Origin of the sequence: Bacillus salacetis (genome assembly GCF_003581585.1) — a bacterium.
Lineage (GTDB): Bacteria > Bacillota > Bacilli > Bacillales > Bacillaceae_B > Rossellomorea > Rossellomorea salacetis.
In genome coordinates this window covers 1-22,006 of sequence record NZ_QXIR01000007.1, presented here as the reverse complement: position 1 = coordinate 22,006, position 22,006 = coordinate 1, and the positions used below count along the sequence as shown (strand labels likewise).

At 45.6% G+C, this 22,006-nt stretch carries 14 protein-coding genes and 20 tRNA genes; 3 read left to right on the top strand and 31 right to left on the bottom strand.

Going from position 1 to position 22,006, the window contains the following annotated elements; translation table 11 throughout:
- Positions 1–18: 18 nt before the first annotated feature.
- The 6 genes from menC to D3H55_RS06990 form a co-directional block, all read right to left on the bottom strand.
- The gene (gene menC / locus D3H55_RS07015; RefSeq protein ID WP_119546191.1) at positions 19–1,125 is read right to left on the bottom strand and encodes an o-succinylbenzoate synthase; all 1,107 of its coding nucleotides are present in this window, start codon (positions 1,123–1,125) and stop codon (positions 19–21) included.
- Positions 1,112–2,614: an o-succinylbenzoate--CoA ligase gene (locus D3H55_RS07010; protein WP_119546190.1), complete on the bottom strand. Its 1,503-nt coding sequence runs from the start codon at positions 2,612–2,614 to the stop codon at positions 1,112–1,114. Before D3H55_RS07010 ends, menC begins: the two co-directional genes overlap by 14 nt.
- Positions 2,615–2,977: 363 nt before the next feature.
- Positions 2,978–3,796 carry a 1,4-dihydroxy-2-naphthoyl-CoA synthase gene (gene menB, locus D3H55_RS07005; RefSeq protein WP_119546189.1) on the bottom strand — a complete coding sequence of 273 codons (819 nt, stop codon included), beginning with the start codon at positions 3,794–3,796 and terminating at the stop codon, positions 2,978–2,980.
- Between the two features lie 15 nt (positions 3,797–3,811).
- Positions 3,812–4,618, bottom strand: coding sequence for a 2-succinyl-6-hydroxy-2,4-cyclohexadiene-1-carboxylate synthase (gene menH / locus D3H55_RS07000; protein WP_119546188.1), 807 nt, complete (start codon positions 4,616–4,618; stop codon positions 3,812–3,814).
- 31 nt (positions 4,619–4,649) lie between these two features.
- Entirely contained in the window at positions 4,650–6,383 is a 1,734-nt protein-coding gene (gene menD, locus D3H55_RS06995; protein ID WP_119546187.1) for a 2-succinyl-5-enolpyruvyl-6-hydroxy-3-cyclohexene-1-carboxylic-acid synthase, read from the bottom strand.
- Entirely contained in the window at positions 6,373–7,779 is a 1,407-nt protein-coding gene (locus tag D3H55_RS06990; RefSeq protein ID WP_119546186.1) for an isochorismate synthase, read from the bottom strand. Before D3H55_RS06990 ends, menD begins: the two co-directional genes overlap by 11 nt.
- 277 nt (positions 7,780–8,056) lie before the next feature.
- On the opposite strand from D3H55_RS06990, the gene D3H55_RS06985 reads away from it, so the two are divergent.
- The 3 genes from D3H55_RS06985 (at position 8,057) to D3H55_RS06975 (ending at position 10,857) form a co-directional block, all read left to right on the top strand.
- Positions 8,057–8,977, top strand: a complete 921-nt coding sequence (locus D3H55_RS06985) for a 1,4-dihydroxy-2-naphthoate polyprenyltransferase (protein ID WP_119546185.1) — start codon at positions 8,057–8,059, stop codon at positions 8,975–8,977.
- Positions 8,978–9,148: 171 nt separating this feature from the next.
- Entirely contained in the window at positions 9,149–9,952 is an 804-nt protein-coding gene (locus tag D3H55_RS06980; protein ID WP_119546184.1) for a hypothetical protein, read from the top strand.
- Between the two features lie 149 nt (positions 9,953–10,101).
- Positions 10,102–10,857 carry a TraR/DksA C4-type zinc finger protein gene (locus D3H55_RS06975; protein WP_119546183.1) on the top strand — a complete coding sequence of 252 codons (756 nt, stop codon included), beginning with the start codon at positions 10,102–10,104 and terminating at the stop codon, positions 10,855–10,857.
- 418 nt (positions 10,858–11,275) lie between these two features.
- On the opposite strand, the gene D3H55_RS06965 is transcribed toward D3H55_RS06975, so the two are convergent.
- The 25 genes from D3H55_RS06965 to D3H55_RS06845 form a co-directional block, all read right to left on the bottom strand.
- Positions 11,276–13,684 carry a glycogen/starch/alpha-glucan phosphorylase gene (locus tag D3H55_RS06965; protein WP_119546181.1) on the bottom strand — a complete coding sequence of 803 codons (2,409 nt, stop codon included), beginning with the start codon at positions 13,682–13,684 and terminating at the stop codon, positions 11,276–11,278.
- Positions 13,674–15,125, bottom strand: coding sequence for a glycogen synthase GlgA (gene glgA / locus D3H55_RS06960; RefSeq protein ID WP_119546180.1), 1,452 nt, complete (start codon positions 15,123–15,125; stop codon positions 13,674–13,676). The genes D3H55_RS06965 and glgA overlap by 11 nt, the downstream gene beginning before the upstream one ends.
- The gene (locus tag D3H55_RS06955; protein WP_119546179.1) at positions 15,122–16,150 is read right to left on the bottom strand and encodes a GlgC family sugar phosphate nucleotidyltransferase; all 1,029 of its coding nucleotides are present in this window, start codon (positions 16,148–16,150) and stop codon (positions 15,122–15,124) included. The genes glgA and D3H55_RS06955 overlap by 4 nt, the downstream gene beginning before the upstream one ends.
- Before the next feature lie 27 nt (positions 16,151–16,177).
- Positions 16,178–17,338, bottom strand: coding sequence for a glucose-1-phosphate adenylyltransferase (locus D3H55_RS06950; RefSeq protein ID WP_119546178.1), 1,161 nt, complete (start codon positions 17,336–17,338; stop codon positions 16,178–16,180).
- Positions 17,268–19,220, bottom strand: a complete 1,953-nt coding sequence (gene glgB, locus D3H55_RS06945; RefSeq protein ID WP_119546177.1) for a 1,4-alpha-glucan branching enzyme — start codon at positions 19,218–19,220, stop codon at positions 17,268–17,270. Before glgB ends, D3H55_RS06950 begins: the two co-directional genes overlap by 71 nt.
- Before the next feature lie 592 nt (positions 19,221–19,812).
- Positions 19,813–19,884: transfer RNA gene (locus tag D3H55_RS06940), tRNA-Glu, on the bottom strand.
- 9 nt (positions 19,885–19,893) lie between these two features.
- Positions 19,894–19,984, bottom strand: a tRNA-Ser gene (locus tag D3H55_RS06935).
- Between the two features lie 4 nt (positions 19,985–19,988).
- Positions 19,989–20,063: transfer RNA gene (locus tag D3H55_RS06930), tRNA-Asn, on the bottom strand.
- A 12-nt stretch (positions 20,064–20,075) separates the two neighbouring features.
- Positions 20,076–20,149 (bottom strand) — tRNA-Ile (locus D3H55_RS06925).
- A 4-nt stretch (positions 20,150–20,153) separates the two neighbouring features.
- A tRNA-Gly gene (locus D3H55_RS06920) sits at positions 20,154–20,227 on the bottom strand.
- Between the two features lie 10 nt (positions 20,228–20,237).
- Positions 20,238–20,313, bottom strand: a tRNA-His gene (locus tag D3H55_RS06915).
- A 21-nt stretch (positions 20,314–20,334) separates the two neighbouring features.
- Positions 20,335–20,410, bottom strand: a tRNA-Phe gene (locus tag D3H55_RS06910).
- A gap of 227 nt (positions 20,411–20,637) precedes the next feature.
- Positions 20,638–20,714, bottom strand: a tRNA-Asp gene (locus D3H55_RS06905).
- Positions 20,715–20,750: 36 nt separating this feature from the next.
- A tRNA-Met gene (locus D3H55_RS06900) sits at positions 20,751–20,824 on the bottom strand.
- Between the two features lie 16 nt (positions 20,825–20,840).
- A tRNA-Ser gene (locus D3H55_RS06895) sits at positions 20,841–20,933 on the bottom strand.
- 16 nt (positions 20,934–20,949) lie between these two features.
- Positions 20,950–21,026 (bottom strand) — tRNA-Ile (locus D3H55_RS06890).
- A 6-nt stretch (positions 21,027–21,032) separates the two neighbouring features.
- Positions 21,033–21,106: transfer RNA gene (locus D3H55_RS06885), tRNA-Met, on the bottom strand.
- A 112-nt stretch (positions 21,107–21,218) separates the two neighbouring features.
- Positions 21,219–21,291 (bottom strand) — tRNA-Ala (locus tag D3H55_RS06880).
- 17 nt (positions 21,292–21,308) lie between these two features.
- Positions 21,309–21,385: transfer RNA gene (locus D3H55_RS06875), tRNA-Pro, on the bottom strand.
- 7 nt (positions 21,386–21,392) lie between these two features.
- A tRNA-Arg gene (locus D3H55_RS06870) sits at positions 21,393–21,469 on the bottom strand.
- A 16-nt stretch (positions 21,470–21,485) separates the two neighbouring features.
- Positions 21,486–21,574 (bottom strand) — tRNA-Leu (locus tag D3H55_RS06865).
- Positions 21,575–21,587: 13 nt separating this feature from the next.
- Positions 21,588–21,662, bottom strand: a tRNA-Gly gene (locus D3H55_RS06860).
- A 4-nt stretch (positions 21,663–21,666) separates the two neighbouring features.
- Positions 21,667–21,751 (bottom strand) — tRNA-Leu (locus tag D3H55_RS06855).
- Positions 21,752–21,772: 21 nt separating this feature from the next.
- Positions 21,773–21,848: transfer RNA gene (locus D3H55_RS06850), tRNA-Lys, on the bottom strand.
- 16 nt (positions 21,849–21,864) lie between these two features.
- Positions 21,865–21,940: transfer RNA gene (locus tag D3H55_RS06845), tRNA-Thr, on the bottom strand.
- Positions 21,941–22,006: the final 66 nt, after the last annotated feature.

The window sequence follows — 22,006 nt, the reverse complement described above, 5'->3', positions numbered from 1 at the left end:
TTTCAGCCTCCTCTTCTTTTACAGTGAATACTCTTCTGTGAGCAGGGTTACCTGCTTTAAACGCCTGCGGTTCAACTCCACACCGATCCCCGGACCATTCGGCACTTTAATTTTCCCCTTTACGACGGTCACTGCGGGTTCTATGATATCTTCTTCCCAGTATCGTGTTGAAGACGAGATATCTCCCGGAAAATCAAAGCCTTCCAAAGTGGATAGCGCAATATTATGCGCCCTGGATACTCCGAACTCAATCATACCGCCGCACCAGACACGTACGCCTTCCTGCCGGCAAAGGTCGTGTATGGCTACAGCCGTTGAATAACCTCCAACCCGGCCAAGCTTGATATTGATATATCGGCAGCTGCCCAAAGCAATGGCACTCCTTGCATCATGAAGGGAAGCAATGCTCTCATCCAGGCAGACATTGGTTTTCAATTCTCTTTGGAGAAGGCTGTGCTCATAGATGTCATCAATCCCTAAAGGCTGTTCAATCATCTCGAGACCAAAACCGTCCAGTTTTTTTAGATGATCTGCATCCTTTAAAGTGTAGGCTGAATTTGCGTCCGCCATTAATCTGAGATGTGGAAACTCTTTACGGATGCTTTTTATTAATTCAATGTCATTCTCTGGAGAGATTTTCACCTTTATCCGCTCGTAGCCCTCTGCTGAAAATCCATGGACCTGATTGATTGTTTCCTCAATCAAAGGCGACCCAGCAACTGCACCTGCAGCAATCACTTCCCTGTTTCCTCCAAGTACCTTCCACAATGGTTTCTTCAGTTGTTTTGCATATAGATCCCATACCGCGCATTCCAATGAAGCTTTAGCCATATTGTTGCGTCTGACGGATGAAAAAAGAGTACTTAATTCTTCTGGATGACTGATGGAAGATTTCAGCAGCAGTGGGATCAACACCTCTTTCATGATATGCAATGAGGTGCCTACCGTCTCTTCCGTATACCATGGAGTGCTGAAGGCAACTCCTTCACCATAGCCTCTTAGTCCACTGTCATCTATGACTTCCACTATGATGCCTTCCCTTTCCTTCACTGTTCCAAGATGGGTGGAAAAAGGCTTTTTGAGCTTCATTTTTATAACATGAAGCAGGACTTTATTGATTATCATTGAACTGCCCCTTTTGTATGAGTTCCCTTAAATTCTTCCTCAATAATTTATTGGATGCATTTCTCGGAAGGCTGTCAACGAAATAAATATGATGCGGAATCTTGTATCGAGCAAGTCTGCTGCGGCAGAACTCCTTCACTTCTGAACTGTCCAGCTCTCTTTCAGAGACAAGGAAGGCTGCGGGTACCTGCCCCCATTCTTCTGATTCCACACCAATCACCCCTGCTTCGGATACAGCAGAATGTGATACAAGCACAGACTCTATTTCTGCTGGATAGATATTTTCCCCTCCAGAAATTATCAAATCTGAACGGCGGTCGAGTACATACAAAAAGCCCTGGTCATCCCGATATCCGATGTCTCCTGTCATGAACCAGCCATCTGCAAAGCTCTTCTTATTCGCCTCTTCCCTCTTGTAGTATCCTTTGGTGACATTTTGGCCCCTGACGGCAATCTCACCTTCTATGCCGGCGGCTGCTTCTTTTCCGTTAGAAACAATCTTCAATTCACAAGGAAATAATGGCTTGCCGGCTGATCCCAGCTTTTCCAGGCTGTCCTCAGGCGAAAGCGTCACGATCTGGGAAGAAGTTTCGGTCATCCCGTACGTCTGATAAACAGGGATTCGCTTTTCTTTACACTGCTCCAGCATACTCTTGGGTACCGGGCCTCCTCCAAGAAGCATGCAGCGGAAATCAGGATGATAACTTCCTTCTCCAATATTTTTGAGAAGCCTTTGAAGCATGGCAGTGACTACGGAAATAATGGTGATACTGCCTTTCTTCAATTCCTGGTCGACAACCGCTTCATCAAACCTTTCAAAAAGCTTGATTTCCATGCCATAAATTATGCTTCTCATAATGATTGAATAACCGCTTATATGAAACAGCGGTACAGCACAGAGCCAAACATCATCTTCCCTCAGCCCGAGGTTCAGTGCCGAACCCACCGCACTCCACCAGTGGTTATTGTAGGATTGCAGTACTCCCTTTGGATTTCCTGTTGTTCCAGAAGTGTACATGATTGTACAGATACTTTCCATATCAACCTGTTCAAGAGGCTCGAATTCCGGCTGCAGCTGTGACTCCATCTCTGAAAGCGGGAAAACTCTTTCGTTATTGATGAATGGCTTCAGTTCATTTGCACGGTTATGGAAATCGTCATCATAAATCAAAGCATCTATACTGGTGTCTGTTATTTGAAATTCGAGTTCTTCATTGGTCAGACGGTTATTCAACATAACTGCTGTCACACCTGCCTGCTGAAGAGCAAGGAGCAGGAAGTATCCAGACGCAGTGTTTTTAATAAGAACACCTGCTTTAGTGCCTTGCTCCAAATCGAACGTATGTTTAAGTGTCCCCGCCCGCCTTATAGCGGCAGCATAGACTTCCCTGAACGTATATTGATGTTCTCCAAACGCCAAAGCCCTTCTTTCAGGAGTCAAATAGGCTCTCTGTTTCAATAAGTTGGGCAGGAATACGTGATTCTCCATTTCGAAGTCTCCAATCCATTGTGTTTCTATTGTTTCTTCAATTTATCTTAGTAAAGAGCTCTTTCGTATATTCAATATAAATTTTATATCGTCGTAAAAACCCCGGTTAGCAGGAAAAAAAGAGCTGCTGCTTTATATACAGGGGAAAAATCCTGCACATGGGATTTTTCCAAAAGCAGCGATAAATGTGAAAACAGCCTTAGTAAATGTTGCGCTGTGGGATTCTGCTTTATTCATGGTTCCCGGACGTAATATATACTTCGCTCATCGAAAAAAAGCTTGATGGAGGTATCCATCAAGCCCTTGTGTTTCATCAATCAACCCGTACTGCCCGGATTCAATCCGCTCCAAGCATCTTCCCGATTAAGGGAAACGAGGGAATTGACCGAAGTCCGGCTTGCGTTTTTCCTTAAACGCATCGCGGCCTTCTTTTGCTTCATCTGTTGTGTAATATAGAAGTGTCGCATCCCCGGCAAGCTGCTGAAGACCGGCAAGTCCATCTGTATCCGCATTGAAAGCAGCTTTCAGGAAGCGAAGGGCGGTCGGGCTCTTCTCAAGCATTTCTGAAGCCCATTGAACGGTTTCTTCTTCCAGTTTCTCATAAGGAACCACCGTGTTGACCAAGCCCATTTCAAGAGCTTCCTGCGCACCGTATTGACGGCACAGGTACCAGATTTCTTTGGCTTTCTTATGGCCGACGATACGAGCAAGGTATCCGGCACCATAACCTGCATCAAAGCTTCCGACTTTAGGTCCTGTTTGTCCGAATACAGCATTGTCTGCTGCGATAGTGATATCACATACTACATGCAGAACATGGCCTCCTCCGATGGCATAACCTGCCACCATCGCGATGACCGGTTTAGGAATCACACGGATCAAACGCTGAAGATCAAGGACGTTCAAGCGAGGGATTTCATCTTCGCCAACGTACCCTCCATGGCCGCGGACTCTTTGATCTCCTCCTGAACAGAATGCGTGCTCGCCGGCACCTGTAAGGATGATGACGCCCACCTTCGAATCATCTCTCGCATATGCGAATGCATCGATCAATTCCATTACCGTCTTTGGACGGAATGCATTGCGAACCTCAGGACGGTTGATCGTGATTTTCGCGATTCCATTATATGTTTCGTACAGAATGTCTTCATAATTTCTTTCGCTTACCCATTCAAATGACATAACGGGAAAACCTCCTTATGTATTCTTTAAAAACTCACTTACTATTGTACCAAACTTTTCAGGTTCTTCCACATGTAATGCATGGCCCGCCCCATCAATTATTGCCGCTTCTGCATTTTTCACACCTTTTTCCATTTCCTTGGCAATCATGCAGAACTTGGTATCGAGCCCGCCTGCAATAAAGAGCATGTCCATGGAAAGGCTTTTTAATTCATCCCAATAGGAAGGCTGACTGCCTGTCCCCATTCCTCTCAGGCTGTTAGCAAGCCCGATCGGATTTTGCGAAAGCCTGTTTTGCCTGATTTCTTCCTGTACATCATAAGGCAGTGATTTCTGCGACGAAAATAGGGGGATGTTTTCCCAATAGCCAATGAAGTCATTTAACCCTCTGGACAAAATCCTTTCAGCCAACCTTTCATCACCTGAGATTCTTTGAATGCGCTCTTCTTCCGTTTTCAATCCTGGAGAAGAACTTTCCAAGATCAGCGCTTTGACAAGCGCAGGATAGGCAGCTGTGAATCCAAGCGCCAGCCTTCCACCCATTGAATAGCCGAGCAGGTATACCTCCTCGTAATTCAATTGATACAGAATCTGGTTCAAGTCGTTTGCGGCTTGCTCTATATGGTAGCGCTCAGGTGTATCAGGTGAATCGGTCAGACCATGTCCAAGCAGATCCACTGTTATCGTTTGGAATTCTTTCAGAAAAGGCAGTACACACTCCCATGTACTGCCGTCACCCGTAAATCCGTGAAGAAGCAGCAAGGGAGGGCCCTCCCCTCTCACTTCGATATGATACTGCAGCCCATTGATTGATAAGAACATTTTGTATCCCCTGTGTGAATTTATTGTCAAACTACAGCAGCTTTTCTATTTCCCGGGAAACAATGTTCCACATTTCTCGATGGTTACGGACATTTTCCTGTCTGTTTGTGACAGCTTCAATGATGGATAATCCCGGAGTTGTTTCCCATTCTGCCAAAGCATCCGTAAATTCGTCGATCGACACAGCTTGCTTATAGTGTGCTCCGTAAAGTCCAGCTGCATGAACAAAGTCCAAATTTGCCGGCGTACCAAATAGATGCTCGAAATGCTCTTTCTCATCTGCTTGCGGCAAATAAGAAAAAATACCTCCGCCGTTGTTATTGACCAAAAGTATCTTCAGGTTCAAACCATACATTTTCCCTGCCAGCAGCCCATTCATATCATGGTAAAAGGCCAAATCTCCAATGACCAAATAAGTCGGCAAACCAGACGCACTGATTCCCATGGCTGTGGAGACGACACCGTCAATCCCATTGGCTCCTCTGTTCGCCATGGCGGTGATATTTTTATCATTGTTCATAAAAAACGTATCCAGATCCCGGATCGGCATACTGTTGCTTGCAAATATGACGGAATTCCCGGGAAGGGATTCTATTAACCTTTTGACAGCTGTTCCTTCATCTAGAATTTCACTTTCCGCGGAGAATTCAGCTGTTATTTCCTGTGTTCTGCGATTGATCTCTACCCATTTGTCCAGCCATTCTTCTCCATGGCCAAGTCCCTCCAGGGCAGCAGATAACGAATTCAGCACTTCGCCTTCATCCGCATAAATCATCTCGGTAGCTATACCTGACGGATCCCGCCACATTCCCCCTGAATCGATGACCCAATGATCGGCGTCCTGATCTTTCAGGTACAGCGTCAATGCTTTAGATACCGGCATTGCCCCTACACGAATGACGATATCAGGACTCATCGCCGATTTAACCTTTGCATTCCGCAGGAAGCTGTCATAGCCGTCAATGATATGAGACTTGCCGTGTGCCCCGCTTCTTAAAGAGGAAAGCGGGTCTGCCAATACAGGAAAATGCAGCTTCTCAGCCAGCCGGACAACTTCTCCCGCTGCACCTGCATCGGTTTGGGGACCGCATACAATAAGCCCTTTCGTCTTCCCGGAAAGAACTGATGCCAGCCTTTCAATCACAGCATGGGAAACGCCGCCTGATCCATTAGTGATGACAGTCTTACTTGTTTCTTGTTCAAAGGTGTAACTCATATCCGGTATCAGCGGTTCCCGCAGCGGAAAATTAAAGTGGACTGGCCCCTCAGGTGATTTCCGGGCAACAGCCGTGCCGCGTGCAGCCGCTCTCCTGGCATAATCCATCATGGAATCAGTATGTTCCGGCAATGCCATCTCATCAAACCATTTGACATGGCCGCCAAAGAGATTAATCTGGTTAATCGCCTGCGGGGCTCCCACTTCCCTTAATTCATGCGGCCTGTCCGCAGTCAGGACAATCAGTGGCACCCTGGAGTACTTTGCTTCAATGACCGCCGGATAATAATTGGCGGCAGCCGTACCCGAAGTACAGAGAACAGCCACTGCCTGCTTCTCTGCTTTAGCCAGACCCAATGCAAAGAAAGCTGCCGACCTTTCATCAATATTGATGAAAACTTCTATGTTGGGATGCTTTGCAAACAACATGGCCAGCGGGGTCGAACGGGACCCGGGACTAATAACCACTTTGTTGATACCTGCATGATGAAGTTCAGCTATAAAAGCAGAAAGATATTCAGTTAATGCTTTCTGATGATCAAAGTCCATCAGTATTTCCTCCTAAAGCCCGAAACATTGGTTTGAACTTGATTTGTGTTTCCCTATATTCACTTTCAGCCGTAGAATCGGCAACCACACCGCATCCAGAGAAAAGGAATGCTTCATCTTTATGGATAAGTCCTGAACGGATGGAAACGACAAATTCCCCGTTTCCATAGGCATCCATCCATCCCATTGGCGCTGCATACAGGCCCCTGTCCATATTCTCAGCCTCTTTGATTGTCTCCATGGCTTTATCACGCGGCACCCCGCCAAGTGCAGGGGTAGGATGAAGCTGTGAGACGAATTTCAAAATGGAGGTTCCATTCCCGGCTTTCCCTTTTACGGGAGTATATAGATGCTGAATGTCCCTTACTTTCATCAACACGGGCTCATCCGGAATTTGCACCTCTGAGCAATGTTGATCAAGTACATCCTTGATCATTTCCACGACCAGATGATGTTCGTGGCGGTTCTTTTCATCCCCGAGCAGGCTTTCACCCAATCTCCGGTCTTCTTCAGGATCCGTGCTGCGGGCAATGGAGCCGGCAAGACAGGTGGACAGGATCTCGGCATCCTCTTTTTTTACAAGCCTTTCAGGTGATGCGCCAAGGAAACAGCTGTTTGCCACTTCCAATGAAAAGATAAAGCTGTCTCTCTGTTCATTCAAGAGGTTATGGATGACCTCATCTGAAGAAGGCTTATCCTTGAAAGCCATAAGCATCTTCCTGGCAAGGACGACCTTGTCCATTTCCCCGGCTTTCAACTGTGAAACCACACCTTCAAGCGATGCCTTCCATTCTTCCGGAGCAATTTCCACTGCTTTTAATAAAGTTAATGCTGAATCTCTTTCTTCCGGCTGCCCAAGCAATTCCCTTTGTTTCTTATCAATGATATCCAATAAAGTCTCATCATCCTGTGAGGTGCAGAGGATATTTGTCGTTAAATAACTTCCTTCCTCCGTCACTGTCAACATAAAGGTAGGCAGCTGAAAAATACCATGGGAAAAATCTGACCATTCCTTCGACCGCGGAACCGTTGGATCAAAAGAAAACCCACCAAATAATAGAGGTCCCGTACCAGCGATTTCCCTCTCGGATTCTATAACCGCATTTCCGATTAAGCGCTTCCACTCGTTCTCAATCGAATCATAACGGTTATCCTCTGAATCATTGCGTAGCATATATGAGCTGCCTAAACCGGCAATTTGTGTATTGTTCTCCTTGTCCTTCCAAAAAAAGCGCTCTCCATTATATAGTGAAAAGCCCTTTGTATAAAATGAAAGGGGGTTTACGCGGCTGACCTTTTGAACTGCACTGTATAAAACCGGAATGCCTTCAGCTTCAGCTTTAGCCAAGGCCTTTTCAAAGCTGCCTCCGATTTTGATATCCTGAATAATACTCAAAACAATCCCCCCATAAAGCCTTTCCTTAAGATTACAAACCTATTTTAAGATACACCTGACATATAGTCGTGTCAACGTTCATCACTTTATTTCCTTATTATATAATAACTCCTTTTTACTCATTTGAGAAACGGAACGGTTTATACGCTTATATATGGAAAATAACACCTTCCGGCTTTTTGAAAAAGTTATTGACACTTTTGTGTCCTTTACCTAAACTTTAATCTGTAAAGCAATTGTATCTTACCTATTTTCCACAATTAAGGAGAGGAACTAGATGGAGACATATACTTCCAATATTGTGGAGTCAGATAAAGGCTGGCGTATTTGGTGGCAGCTGACCAGGCCTCATACACTTACAGCCGCTTTTGTTCCCGTCCTGCTCGGAACTGCTTTAGCCGTTCAGTACGGGGATATTGACTGGCTTCTCTTTTTAGCAATGTTGGTTGCAAGCATCCTGATTCAGGCTGCGACCAATATGTTCAACGAATATTACGATTTTGCAAGAGGTCTTGATAACGAGAAATCGATTGGGATCGGCGGTGCCATCGTCCGAAATGGTGTTAAGCCCTCCACTGTAAAAGGCTTGGCATTCGGTTTATACGGAATAGCATTCCTCCTCGGATTGTATATCTGTGCCAACAGCAGCTGGTGGCTCGCAGTAATAGGCTTAGTTTGCATGGCAGTGGGCTATTTTTATACTGGTGGACCTGTACCAATTGCCTATACACCATTTGGTGAGATTGTAGCAGGCTTCTTTATGGGGATTGTGATCATTCTGATCTCCTTCTATATCCAGACCGGAATGGTGACTTCATTGAGTGTCATTATTTCGATCCCTATCTTTATTCTTGTTGGCATGATCCTTATGGCCAACAATATTCGGGATCTTGATGGAGATAAAGAAAACGGCAGAAAAACACTGGCAATACTTATTGGCAGGAAAAGTGCCATCAACCTTCTGGGAGCTGCATTTGCCCTGTCTTACGTCTGGGTGATTGGCTTGGTCATTGCCGGTTCGTTCACACCATGGCTCCTCATCAGTTTGATCAGCATACCTAAAGCCGTCAAAGCATATAAAGGCTTTATTGGAAAAACCATGCCGATTCAAATGATGCCTGCAATGAAAGCCACTGCGCAGACAAACACAATTTTCGGATTCCTGCTTTCCATCGGGCTGTTTATCAGTTACATCTAAATTTCACCAGGACCAATCGCTGCTGCGGTTGGTCTTTTTATGTCCGGAATTAAATGAAAACCCCAAAAATCACTGCTATTCCTTAGGCGGAATAAACAGGCAAGTATCAGGATACCGCATACATTAAAAGTGGCTGTATCGTATGGTTAAATCAAGAAGGAGGTATTGAAATTGAAACGACTTACAACAGGCATGATCGATAACTCTCCAGTTAACGGAGCAAGACCCAGCCAGCAGTTGACTCTGCAGCTGGTCAACCGGAATGCCGGCAGTTCTTCCTCCGTACTTATCCAGGGAAGCCACGGGACCGGAATGGACCGGAAAACGTATATACTGCAAACAGTCGACATCCCGCCAAAACAGGCAAAAACAATTGATTATTATGCAGACTTCGATAAACTATTGATCGAAGTCAAAATGAATGATGAGGCTGGGGAAGATATAGATATTTCGCTGTGGGGAAGAAATACCGAAGGGTTATTGACCATGAACCATCCAGTTTATTCAGAAAATCCAGCACCTCAGGTTTTCGATCAACAGGAATCCATTAAAACGTCAGGCTTTGGTTCTTTGTATGGAAACGATGAAGAACACTCCCTTATCGGCCGTTTCGAGTCCATTCAGTTTTATGAAGCGGGACCGGCAATGAACATGACGCCGGATTTGTTAAAGAATGGTCTGTCTGTTACTGCAGATGGGATATATGAAATCACTGCGGAGTTGACTGTCCTGCTCACTGCCAGGAAAGCAGCCATGCAAGGTGCCAGCTTTGAACTGTTCCGTGGAAATGAATTCCTGCCTGGTTCGGGCTTTGATTTGTATGTGGATGATCCAGAAACCAAGATAATCACAACAATAGGCAGGACGATCCAATCCACGCTAACCGAGGGAGACGCCATCAGTATAAGAGTTTCCGCGGCCTTGAACCACCCATATTACCGTTCTGCCTCTCTGATCGTAAAGCGGCTTCACTAAAGAGCATCCCCTCTCAATGTTTTCCATCCTCAATATTCATGTTTCCACCATGTCCATAATGGATAAAGTACAACATACCTGAAAACCAACTTACCATTTCATATTTGAAATTGCCTGCAATATAATATGGACCAAAGGACGTGAAACAGATGTTGACGGATAAGCAACTTGGCAAGTTAAAAGATGAATTGCTGGAACGTAAAGAACAGCTCCAAAGGCACTTGGACAATGATGAAAAAACACTGCATGGCCAAGACGAACAGGAGAGGTACGGGGAACTTAATACGGTCGATAATCATCCTGCCGACCTTGGAACCGAGCTATTTGAACGTGAAAAAGGCTTTGCCCTTGATGATCATGCTGAATCAGAAATGGAAAAGGTGAATCAGGCCCTTTCGGCAATGGAAAAGGGAACTTACGGAAAGTGCAAAGTGTGCGGGAAGGACATTGAGTATGAAAGACTTGAGGTCATACCAACAACCCTGTACTGTGTGGATGACACTCCTGAGAAGACTCCGGGAACAGACAGGCCTGTTGAGGAAGAGATACTCACTCCTCCCAAAAATGACAGCTTCATCAAAGGCCGGCGTGATGAGGTAAAGGACTACCAGGACAGCTTTCAGGAAGCTGCCAGATACGGGACATCCGAAACTCCTTCAGATTTCAATGGGACCTATGACGACTATGATTCCCTTTATCAAGACGGAGTCAGATCGAATGACGGAAACACAGAAGACATCGATTCCTTCTCGGCAACAAATATAGAAGGCAAAGAACGAAAAGTCGTACCAAATGAAAAAATGGAGGAATACGAAGACAAGCTGGACCGGGAAGGTCTCGAATCGCCGATTGGGGACATCCCCTATAAAAAAAGGGACAGCTACATTTCAGATAAGAAAAAATAAATCACAGGTGAAACATGCCTGTTGATGATATATATCTTTACTCACACCGGGGATCGGGTGGAACCGATCCTCTACATAAAAAGTGGAAGCACCTTGATCAGCCCCGACAGGCAAATGTTCCGAGGAGAAAAAAAGGCGTTCTTTCCTTTTATTCTCCTCGGGTTATTTGATCCCGAGGGGCTAGGTGCTGGAGCTGGATTGATAAAAAGCGGAAGCACCTTGATCAGCCCCGACAGGCATAAGACGAGCCGGCGGGAAGGTGGCTCTTTCACCTTCTTGACGGATTGGCTTATGACCCCGAGGGGCTAGGTGCTGGAACTTGTTATTTTTGGAATACTTAGGGATTTTTCCGGAAAGCAGCGATATATGCGGAAAAGCCTTTGCTAAAAAGGAGACACCAGCAATCGGTGTCTCCTTTTTACTTCTTCATCAGTTCCTTCCCTGTGATGCCCCATATATCCGCAGCGTACTCCTTGATCGTCCTGTCACTGGAAAAATGGCCGGAGCCCGCAATGTTGATCAAGCTCTTTTGGAGCCATCCAGCGGTATCTTCATAATCCTTTCCCGCTTTTTCTTGAATAGCTGCATAAGAGGCAAAATCCCTTAAAACAAAATACTGATCGTTTTCTGTCAGAAGCGAATCGAAAATCTCTTCAAAATGATCCGCAGAGTCGGGCAGTGTACCATCAATCAACTGGTTGACTACCTGTTTGATATGTTCATCATGGTGGTAATATTCCATGGAATAATAACCACCCTCGGCATAATACTTCATTACCTCTTCAGCGGTTAACCCAAAAATAAAAATGTTTTCGGGCCCTGACTTTTCAAGAATTTCAACATTTGCGCCGTCCAGTGTGCCCACTGTCAAAGCGCCATTCATCATGAATTTCATATTGCCCGTCCCGGAAGCCTCTTTGCTGGCTGTTGAAATCTGCTCACTGATATCGGCCGCAGGGATAATATCTTCGGCTAATGAAACCCGGTAATTCTCCATGAACACCACTTTGATGCGGCCTTTGACAACCGGATCATGATTAACAAGTTTAGCAACCGAATCAATAAGTTTAATGATTTTTTTGGCATAAAAATATCCGGGTGAAGCCTTAGCACCGAAAATAAAAGTCCTTGGGTGCATGTCAAAGCTGGAATCTTCCCTGAACCGGTTATACAAGTGAAGAATATGCAGAACATTGAGCAACTGTCTTTTGTATGCATGGAGACGTTTGATCTGCACATCGAAAATGGATTCGGGATCAACCCGCAGTCCATTCTGTTCCAAGATTTTCTGGGCCAGCTGCTGCTTTTTATGATTTTTCACCTTATGCAGTTCTTCCAGGAACATCCGATCTTCCCTAAAGGCATGAAGTCCCTGCAGCTTCTCCGGCTGATGGATCCACTCACTTCCTATTGCATTGGTCACCACTTTAGAAAGAGGCTGGTTTGCTTTAAGAAGCCACCTGCGATGAGTGATTCCGTTCGTCTTATTATTGAATTTTTCAGGATAGAATTGGTAGAACAAGTTCATTTCCCTCTGTTTCAATATCTCGGTATGTATGGCCGCCACCCCATTCACACTGAAGCTCCCCGCTATAGCAAGATGAGCCATCTTTACTTCGCCATGTGAAATGATGGCCATCTGTTCGATCCGGTTCCAATCACCTGGATATTTCCCCCATAAGCTTTGGCAGAATCGCTCATTGATTTCATTTACTATCATGAAAATACGAGGCAGCAATGGTTCAAAGATCCTGACGGGCCACCGCTCCAATGCTTCTGATAATGTTGTGTGGTTTGTATAAGCAAAGGTCCTGGATGTAATTTCCCAGGCCTCTTCCCAATCCAGCCCATGTTCATCCAGGAGGATCCTCATCAACTCGGGGATGGCCAGCACGGGATGGGTATCATTGATGTGAATCGAAATATGGTCATGCAGTTCATGGATGTCACGTTTCCTTGATAGGTAAGATCTCAGAATGGAGCGAAGACTGGCACTGACAAGAAAATACTGCTGTTTTAGACGCAGGGTCTTACCCTCGTCATGTGTATCATCCGGGTAGAGGAATTCCGTGATTGCCTCTGTTTCCCTTTTGTGCTTCATCATATCCCTGCCCGCTTGGTAGGAGGAAGGCTCGGCGCTCCATAACCTCAAAGTATTGACGGTGGATGTCTGGTATCCAACTACCGGCATGTCGTATGGAACGGCTGTTACACCCTCTGCATCGACATGGCGGAACTTCAAGTGCCCATTTTCTTTAAAAGATTCCACCCTTCCCCAGAAGAGCACCTCTACTGCTAAATCAGGTTTCCTCACTTCCCAGACATGACCGTGACGGAGCCATTGTTCCGGAAGTTCAACTTGAAATCCTTTGACAATCTTCTGTTCGAACAGCCCGTGTTTATATCGGATGCCGCAGCCATGTCCGGGCAGATCGAGTGATGCCAATGAGTCCAGGAAACAAGCTGCAAGCCTGCCAAGCCCCCCGTTACCCAGACCTGCATCCGCTTCTTCTTCCTCAATTTCATCGAGGTCGATGCCCAGATCGTTCAGCCCTGCTTCTACAATTTCATAGATTCCGAGATTCATAAGATTTTGGCGGAGCAGGCGGCCCAGCAAAAATTCGATCGATAAATAATAGACCTGCTTCTGATTATTGAACCGGTATTGTTCATTGGTTCCGATCCAATTGATGCTGATGTATTCCCTGATGATGTTCCCCAGTGTGAAATACTGATCACGGCTTGTTGACTCAGGAAATGTCTTTCCATACATCATTTCAAGCCGCTTCAGGAAAACTTCTTTAAAATCATTTTTATCAGAAAACATGGCTCTCACTCCTGGATGAAATTTTCGCGTACAGTTGATTATATTTAAACGCGGACTGGGCCCATCCACAATCAATCCCCATCGCTTCCCGGACAATCCTGTTCCATGTTTCCCTGTCATCGTAAAAAAATGCCAATGCCCTGTTTAATGTGTAAAGCATGTCATGGGCGTTGAAATTCCTGAATGAAAAGCCATGCCCCTCCCCTGTGTCCTCATTGTAAGAGAGAACCGTATCGTTCAGTCCTCCCGTTTCCCTGACAACAGGGAGTGTCCCATATCTCAGGGCAATCATCTGCCCTAAACCACAGGGCTCAAATTTCGAAGGCATCAAAAACAAATCCGACCCTGCATAAATCTGCTTGGCAAGGCTCTCATCGAAGCCGATATGGACTCTCAGCTTGTCAGGGTATACACTTGCCATTTCTTTGAAAAATTGTTCAAACTCAGAATCTCCAGTACCGAGTATGATAAATTGGAGGTTCTCCTGCATGATATCATGAAATACACCTTTAACCAGATCAAGGCCTTTCTGCTTGGTCAGTCTGGATACAATCGAAATGATCGGCACCCCGGCAGCCTGATTCAACCCGAATTGCCGCTGAAGCCGCTTCTTATTTTCTTCTTTACCCTCTGTGTCCTCCTTGGAATAAGGTGCAATCCCCTCACTTGCCTCAGGAGAATAGTATGAGTCGTCAATCCCATTTAAGATGCCCTGCAGGCTGCCTGCGCGTCCTTTCAGCACACCCTCAAGCTTCTCTCCATAATAAGCGGTCAGGATCTCATCCCGGTAAGTTGGGCTGACAGTCGTAATATAATCGCTTGCAATGAGGGCAGCCTTCATGAAATTGATGTTTCCGTAAAACTCCAGCTGCTCTGGATGGAAATATGATTCCTCAACCCCCAGGAGCTCCGTCATTACTTCTTTTGGAAAGACTCCCTGAAATTGAAGGTTATGAATTGTGAAGATGCTCCTAATAAAACTGTACCCTTTTCTCCACTGGTACTGTGTGCGCAGCAGAAAAGGGATCATCCCTGTGTGCCAGTCGTGGCAATGGAGGATATCCGGATAGAAATCAACATGTGATAAGCTTTCCAGCACCGCTTTCGTGAAGTAGGAAAATCTCTCTCCGTCATCCCAGTAACCGTAGAGTCCGTCTCGTTTAAAGTAATATTCATTATCCACAAAATAGAAAGTGACCCCATCCAAGTCCAAGGATTCTATCCCGCAGTATTGTTCACGCCAGCCGACAGGTACGGTAAACTCACAAACCTTTTCCATTCTATCTTTATACTGCTCTATGATTGCTTGATATTTAGGCAGAATCACCCTGACATCCGTACCCAGGCTTTTTAACTCTTTCGGCAGTGAGCCTGCTACATCTGCCAGTCCGCCTGATTTAATGAAAGGGACACATTCTGAGACAACAAATAATACCTTCACGAGTTCATCAACGCTCCTTGAATCATACCTTTTCTGATGACAATTGGATTCTGCGGGGTTCCAGCAAGCTTCACATTGTCCTCTATCTTCACATCTTTGTCCAGAATGACATATTCTAAAACACAGTTGTCACCAATCTGGCTCTTTTGCATGATGATACTGTTTGATATCTTGCTCCCGGTACCGATTCTAACTCCCCTGAAAACAGTGCTGGTGCTTACATTTCCTTCAATAAAGCATCCATTGGCGATGATTGCGTTCTTTACCGTTGCGCCATTTTGATACCTTGTAGGCGGTTCATCTTTCACCTTGGTCAGGACTGGATACTCTTTACGGAACAACTGTTTCCAGCGGTCCGGCTTCAGGAGTTTCATACTGGCATTGAAATAACTTTGGATGCATTCGATTCTTTCAACATATCCTAAATATTCATAATCGCACACACTCAAGCGGCTGCTTTGGTCTTTGACCACATCTTCCATACAGGTATAACCGGTTTCCCCTCGAGTTTCAATCAACTCAATAAGCAGCGAAGTCTCCAGCAGATAGATGTCCATCGGCTTCTGCTCATGGTTCATTTTTGTTATATCACAGCCAGTCTCCATATGGCGTTTAAGCAGTGGCGTGAAATCAGTTGTAAAGATTGTATTGCAGTTGCTGATCAAGGCATATTTCTGTTTGCTCCGCTGGAAGTAATCCATGTGATGGGCGAAATGATTGAAGGAGCCCATTCCCTGATTGGCAGAATCAACTGCAGGAGCCGGGAAAAAGAATAACCCGTCCCGCTTTCTGTTCAAGTCCCAGTTCTTGCCTGAGCCTAAATGATCCATTAGCGAACGGTACTGATATTTTGGAAAGATCGCCACACTATGAATTCCCGAATTCACCATGTTGGATAGGATAAAGTCGATCAATCTGTACCTGCCTGCAACAGGCACAGCAGCCAATGAACGGTTCATCAGCAAATCCTTTAAAGAGTTATGATGAGTGGTTGCGTCAATTACTCCAAGCATTGATTTATTCAAGTCGTCTCCCCCTGACGTAGTAGTTGGTTATTGAACTTCCTCTTCTTCCATAATCGATTCAAGGATTGCTTCAGTTACAAGAATGACTTCATCAGCCCCTTCTGCGGGAATGATGCATGCCCCGGCAGGGATTCTCATATTTGGAGGTACAATCACCTTTTCCAAATAAGCGCCTTTCCCGATCACAGCATCAGGCATAATGACGGAATCCTTCACGTGAGCACCCGATTCCACTCTTGTTCCCTGGAATAACACCGAATGATCGACGACTCCCTCAATATAACAGCCTTCATTGATCAGTGAACCCTCCACGACAGCATCTTCAGAAATATACTGAGGAGGCTGGTTGGGATTCACGGAATATATGCGCCACTCGTGATCAAATAGATTAAGCCCGCATTCATCATCCAGGAGGTCCATATTCGCCTCCCAAAGACTCTTGACCGTTCCTACATCCTTCCAATAACCTTTGAACGGGTACGCCATCAGCTTTTTCTTTTCCTCAAGCAGCAGCGGAATCACATCTTTACCAAAGTCGTGGCTCGATTCCGGGTTGCGGTCATCCATCTCAAGATATTCCTTCAGCAGCGACCAGTTAAAAATATAAATGCCCATGGAAGCAAGGTTATTTTTCGGCAGTAAGGGCTTTTCATCAAAATCTACTATTCTCATATCCTCCGATGTATTCATGATGCCGAAGCGGCTGGCTTCCTCCCAAGGAACTTCAAGCACAGATATGGTTACATCAGCCTTTTTACTGGCATGGTATTCGAGCATCTTTTCATAATCCATTTTATAAATGTGATCACCAGAGAGAATGAGTACATACTCAGGATCAAACTGTTCGATATAATTAAGGTTTTGGAAAATGGCACTGGCAGTTCCAGTATACCAGCGGACTTCCGAGGATTCTGCATATGGAGGCAGAACGGTAACCCCTCCGCTCTTCCTGTCAAGGTCCCACGCACTTCCTATCCCGATATACGAGTTGAGGAGAAGCGGCTGGTACTGTGTCAGCACCCCCACAGTTTCTATACCGGAATTGGTACAGTTGCTTAAGGTGAAATCGATGATGCGGTACTTTCCCCCGAATGGTACTGCAGGCTTGGCAAGGCTTTTAGTCAATGAACTTAACCTGCTGCCCTTCCCTCCTGCTAACAACATTGCGACACAATTTGACTTTGCCATATTTAATGCGCCCCTTCCTTCGATGAATTGGTCTTAAATATACTGCTGCATATGGTGGGATAGTCATCTCCACATAACATGGTTTCCCATGGTAACTCTCATTCTTTACTGTAAGTATCTCCGGGTTAATTTGGTTGGACCCTCCAAACCGATGGTGGTCACTGTTCCAAATTTCTCTGTATCCATCAGCCTCTAGCACACCGACTTTATAATGGTGATAAACCGCCGGACTGAAGTTGCAGATTATAAGCATATGGTCTTCCGGTTCTTCTGCCTTCCTGATGAACGAAAAAATTTGCTGGGAAGCATTATTGACATCGACCCACTCAAATCCTTCCGACCGATGATCCTGTTCATATAATGAAGGCGACCTCTTATATAAATGCAAGAGCTCCTTTATATATGAATTAAATTCTTGGTGTTTTTGAAATTCCATCAGATGCCAATCGACCTGGCCGAGGTCCTTCCATTCAGAAAACTGGGCCACTTCTGTTCCCATAAACAATAGCTTCTTTCCCGGGTGCGCGGTCATGAATCCAAGAAGCAGCTTGAGCTGGGCAAACTTCTGCCAGTAGTCACCCGGCATCTTATCCAGTAAAGACCTCTTACCATGCACCACTTCATCATGCGAAAATGGCAGAATGTAATTTTCCGTGAAAGCATACAAAAGGGAAAAGGTAATCAAGGAATGCTTTTCATGACGCTCAGAAGGCTGAGATTCCATATATTTCAGCACATCATTCATCCATCCCATATTCCATTTATAATTGAATCCCAGGCCCCCATAGTGGACTGGGGATGTAACCTGAGGCCAATCAGTCGAATCCTCTGCAATCATTAAGGTATGCGGATCAAATTCAAACACCGACTTGTTCAACTTCTTTAAAAAAGCGATTCCCTCATGGTTAACACTATTATTTTCTTGATTCGCTCTATAAATAATGTTTGCTACTGCATCCACCCGGAAACCATCCACATGATATTCTTCCATCCAGAACCGGGCACTTGATATGAGGAAACTTTGAACTTCCCCTTTCCCAAGATCAAAGTTCGCTGTTCCCCACGTATAATTTTCCCGGTCATGTTCATGCGCGTAGTCATACATGAAAGATCCATCAAATCGATAAAGACCATGGGAATCTTTGCAGAAATGTCCTGGAACCCAATCGAGGATCACACCGATCCCATGGGCATGGCATTCGTTAATGAAATGTTTTAAATCAGCTGGAGAGCCATAACGGCTGGTAGGAGCGAAGTAGCCTGTCCCCTGATAGCCCCAGGAGCGATCGTAGGGGTGTTCAATAACAGGAAGCAGTTCAATATGAGTAAAACCATGCGAGACCACATGCGGGATGATTTCAGCGGCCATTTCCCGATAACTTAGAAAATCCCCTCCACCATTCTTGCGCCAAGTCCCTAAATGGACCTCATAAATGAACATCGGGCTGTCATAAGGAGGAACTTCACTTTTTTTCACCAGCCATTCTTCATCAGTCCATTCGAATTCCCCTAATTCAGAAACAATACTCGCCGTATTGGGGCGCAGTTCGTTAAAAAATGAAAATGGATCGCTCTTCAGCATGATTTCCCCTGCAGCCGTGACTATTTCATATTTATATGTGTGGTGAAGAAGGTCTTCCCCGATTTCCAAAAACCAAATACCTTCCCGATTGAGCTTGCGGCATTCATATCCATTACTTTGCCAATCATTAAAACTTCCGACTACACTTACTGAACGCGCTTTTGGAGCCCATACACAAAAAGAGGTACTGAATCCTTCACCTTTCACAACACGGTGGGCACCAAACATGCGGAAAGCCTCGAAAAAATTCCCTTCATGGAACAAATGAATATTAAAGTCAGTAGGAATCACATCATTCATCTCTTTCACCTGCAGTTAAATTTAAATGTATTTTATATAATACTTCTTTCAAACTAAAGGATTTCCTTTAGTGGCATTTCGGAAATATCCGACACTTTAACGAGATGAAAGCGTTTAACCCGAATTTTGACACCTCTGTATGGAGGAGTTTTAAGAGAATGTGACATGTTTTGTCGAAAAGTTTTTATGAAAAAGAGAAAAATAATGAGGAATCAAGGAGGGAAACCGAACGAATTGGAGATAAATTCTGCTAAGGATCTTGCTCCCAGGGAATAAAATTTCTCCGATTCTGAGGACTGAAAAAAATCTCCTATACATTCAATTCTGTTGAAAATCATTTGCGCCTGCAGCCTTATCTGGTCTTGGAGAGGGGCATGAGGTACATTATTTATTTTTGGGAAGAAAAGTGTTTCTAAAAATCCTATTACATTTCAGCGTGCAATGGAGGTTCTATAAAGCCATCATGAAACAGCCCGCTTAAGTAAAAAGAGCACCTCTCCCAGTAATTAACATCATCGGAAGCTGCAAATAATATAAGAAATATTTCTATGCATACAAAAAAGAGACTATCTGATCAGATAGTCTCTTAGGATGACCCGTACGGGATTCGAACCCGTGTTACCGCCGTGAAAGGGCGGTGTCTTAACCGCTTGACCAACGGGCCGTATATAGATGGCGGAGAAGGAGGGATTTGAACCCTCGCGCCAGTTACCCGACCTACACCCTTAGCAGGGGCGCCTCTTCAGCCACTTGAGTACTTCTCCATATTGGCTCCACAGGCAGGACTCGAACCTGCGACCGATCGGTTAACAGCCGATAGCTCTACCACTGAGCTACTGTGGAACAAAACAAAAGTGGGCCTAAGTGGACTCGAACCACCGACCTCACGCTTATCAGGCGTGCGCTCTAACCAGCTGAGCTATAGGCCCATGATGGAGCGGGTGAAGGGAATCGAACCCTCATCATCAGCTTGGAAGGCTGAGGTTTTACCACTAAACTACACCCGCGATAACTAAATGGGGCGACTGATGGGAATCGAACCCACGAATGTCGGAACCACAATCCGATGCGTTAACCACTTCGCCACAATCGCCATGATATTTATAATTAAAAATGGTGGCTCAGGACGGAATCGAACCGCCGACACATGGATTTTCAGTCCATTGCTCTACCAACTGAGCTACTGAGCCATATTAGTTTCGGCTTCCGCTAAACTTCGAATCTCTGCGTCAGTTCCATCGCTCATATCCTCACGCACCTTCAGTACGCTGTGGTATTCACTCAGTCACTTCCTTGACCTTCTCGTTTATCGAAACCCTCTTATTCTGGAATCACAGTCATAATATTCAGCTAAGCTGCCGATCTCTGTATGCTTCAGCAAAACTTTTTTATTATCGAACATAATTCTCATGAAAAATGGCGGTCCGGACGGGACTCGAACCCGCGACCTCCTGCGTGACAGGCAGGCATTCTAACCAACTGAACTACCGGACCATGTGAGGCTTTCGCAAAAAGCGAAAGCCCCTTGTATTGCGGGAGCAGGATTTGAACCTGCGACCTTCGGGTTATGAGCCCGACGAGCTACCGAACTGCTCCATCCCGCGACGATGAAAAAATATATGGCGGAGGAAGAGGGATTCGAACCCCCGCGGGCTTTAACACCCCTGTCGGTTTTCAAGACCGATCCCTTCAGCCGGACTTGGGTATTCCTCCGTATGAAAAAAGATAGTGGTGGACCTTGTAGGACTCGAACCTACGACCGGACGGTTATGAGCCGTCTGCTCTAACCAACTGAGCTAAAGGTCCCTTAAGTAGCGGCGGAGGGGATCGAACCCCCGACCTCACGGGTATGAACCGTACGCTCTAGCCAGCTGAGCTACACCGCCATGTTATATTTGTTGATTTTTTTTTGCAAAGTCAATATTCATCCATTGTCGCTTCACTGCACGACTTTAAGGATATTTATTTTACTTCGCTTTGCTTCGTAAAAAAATCAAGTGGAGCCTAGCGGGATCGAACCGCTGACCTCCTGCGTGCAAAGCAGGCGCTCTCCCAGCTGAGCTAAGGCCCCATGAAAATTTTTGAAAGTGGTCGGGAAGACAGGATTTGAACCTGCGACCCCTTGGTCCCAAACCAAGTGCTCTACCAAGCTGAGCTACTCCCCGAAATATATGGCGCGCCCGAGAGGAGTCGAACCCCTAACCTTTTGATCCGTAGTCAAACGCTCTATCCAATTGAGCTACGGGCGCATATTATAGTAATCTCTGGTGCCGAGGACCGGAATCGAACCGGTACGGTAGTCACCTACCGCAGGATTTTAAGTCCTGTGCGTCTGCCAGTTCCGCCACCCCGGCTAAAAAGCTGTAATGGAGCGGAAGACGGGATTCGAACCCGCGACCCCCACCTTGGCAAGGTGGTGTTCTACCACTGAACTACTTCCGCAATATGGTGCGGGTGAAGGGACTTGAACCCCCACGCCTTGCGGCGCCAGATCCTAAGTCTGGTGCGTCTGCCAATTCCGCCACACCCGCATATTTTTCACCAAGTGAAAATGGTGAGCCATGAAGGATTCGAACCTTCGACCCTCTGATTAAAAGTCAGATGCTCTACCAACTGAGCTAATGGCTCAAAATAGAATTAAAAGTGGTGCCGGCAAGAGGACTTGAACCCCCAACCTACTGATTACAAGTCAGTTGCTCTACCAGTTGAGCTACACCGGCAAGTGTTGTCTAACAAGAACCAATTGTACTATCAAGCAAAGAAAAATGCAATATTTTTGGGGTATT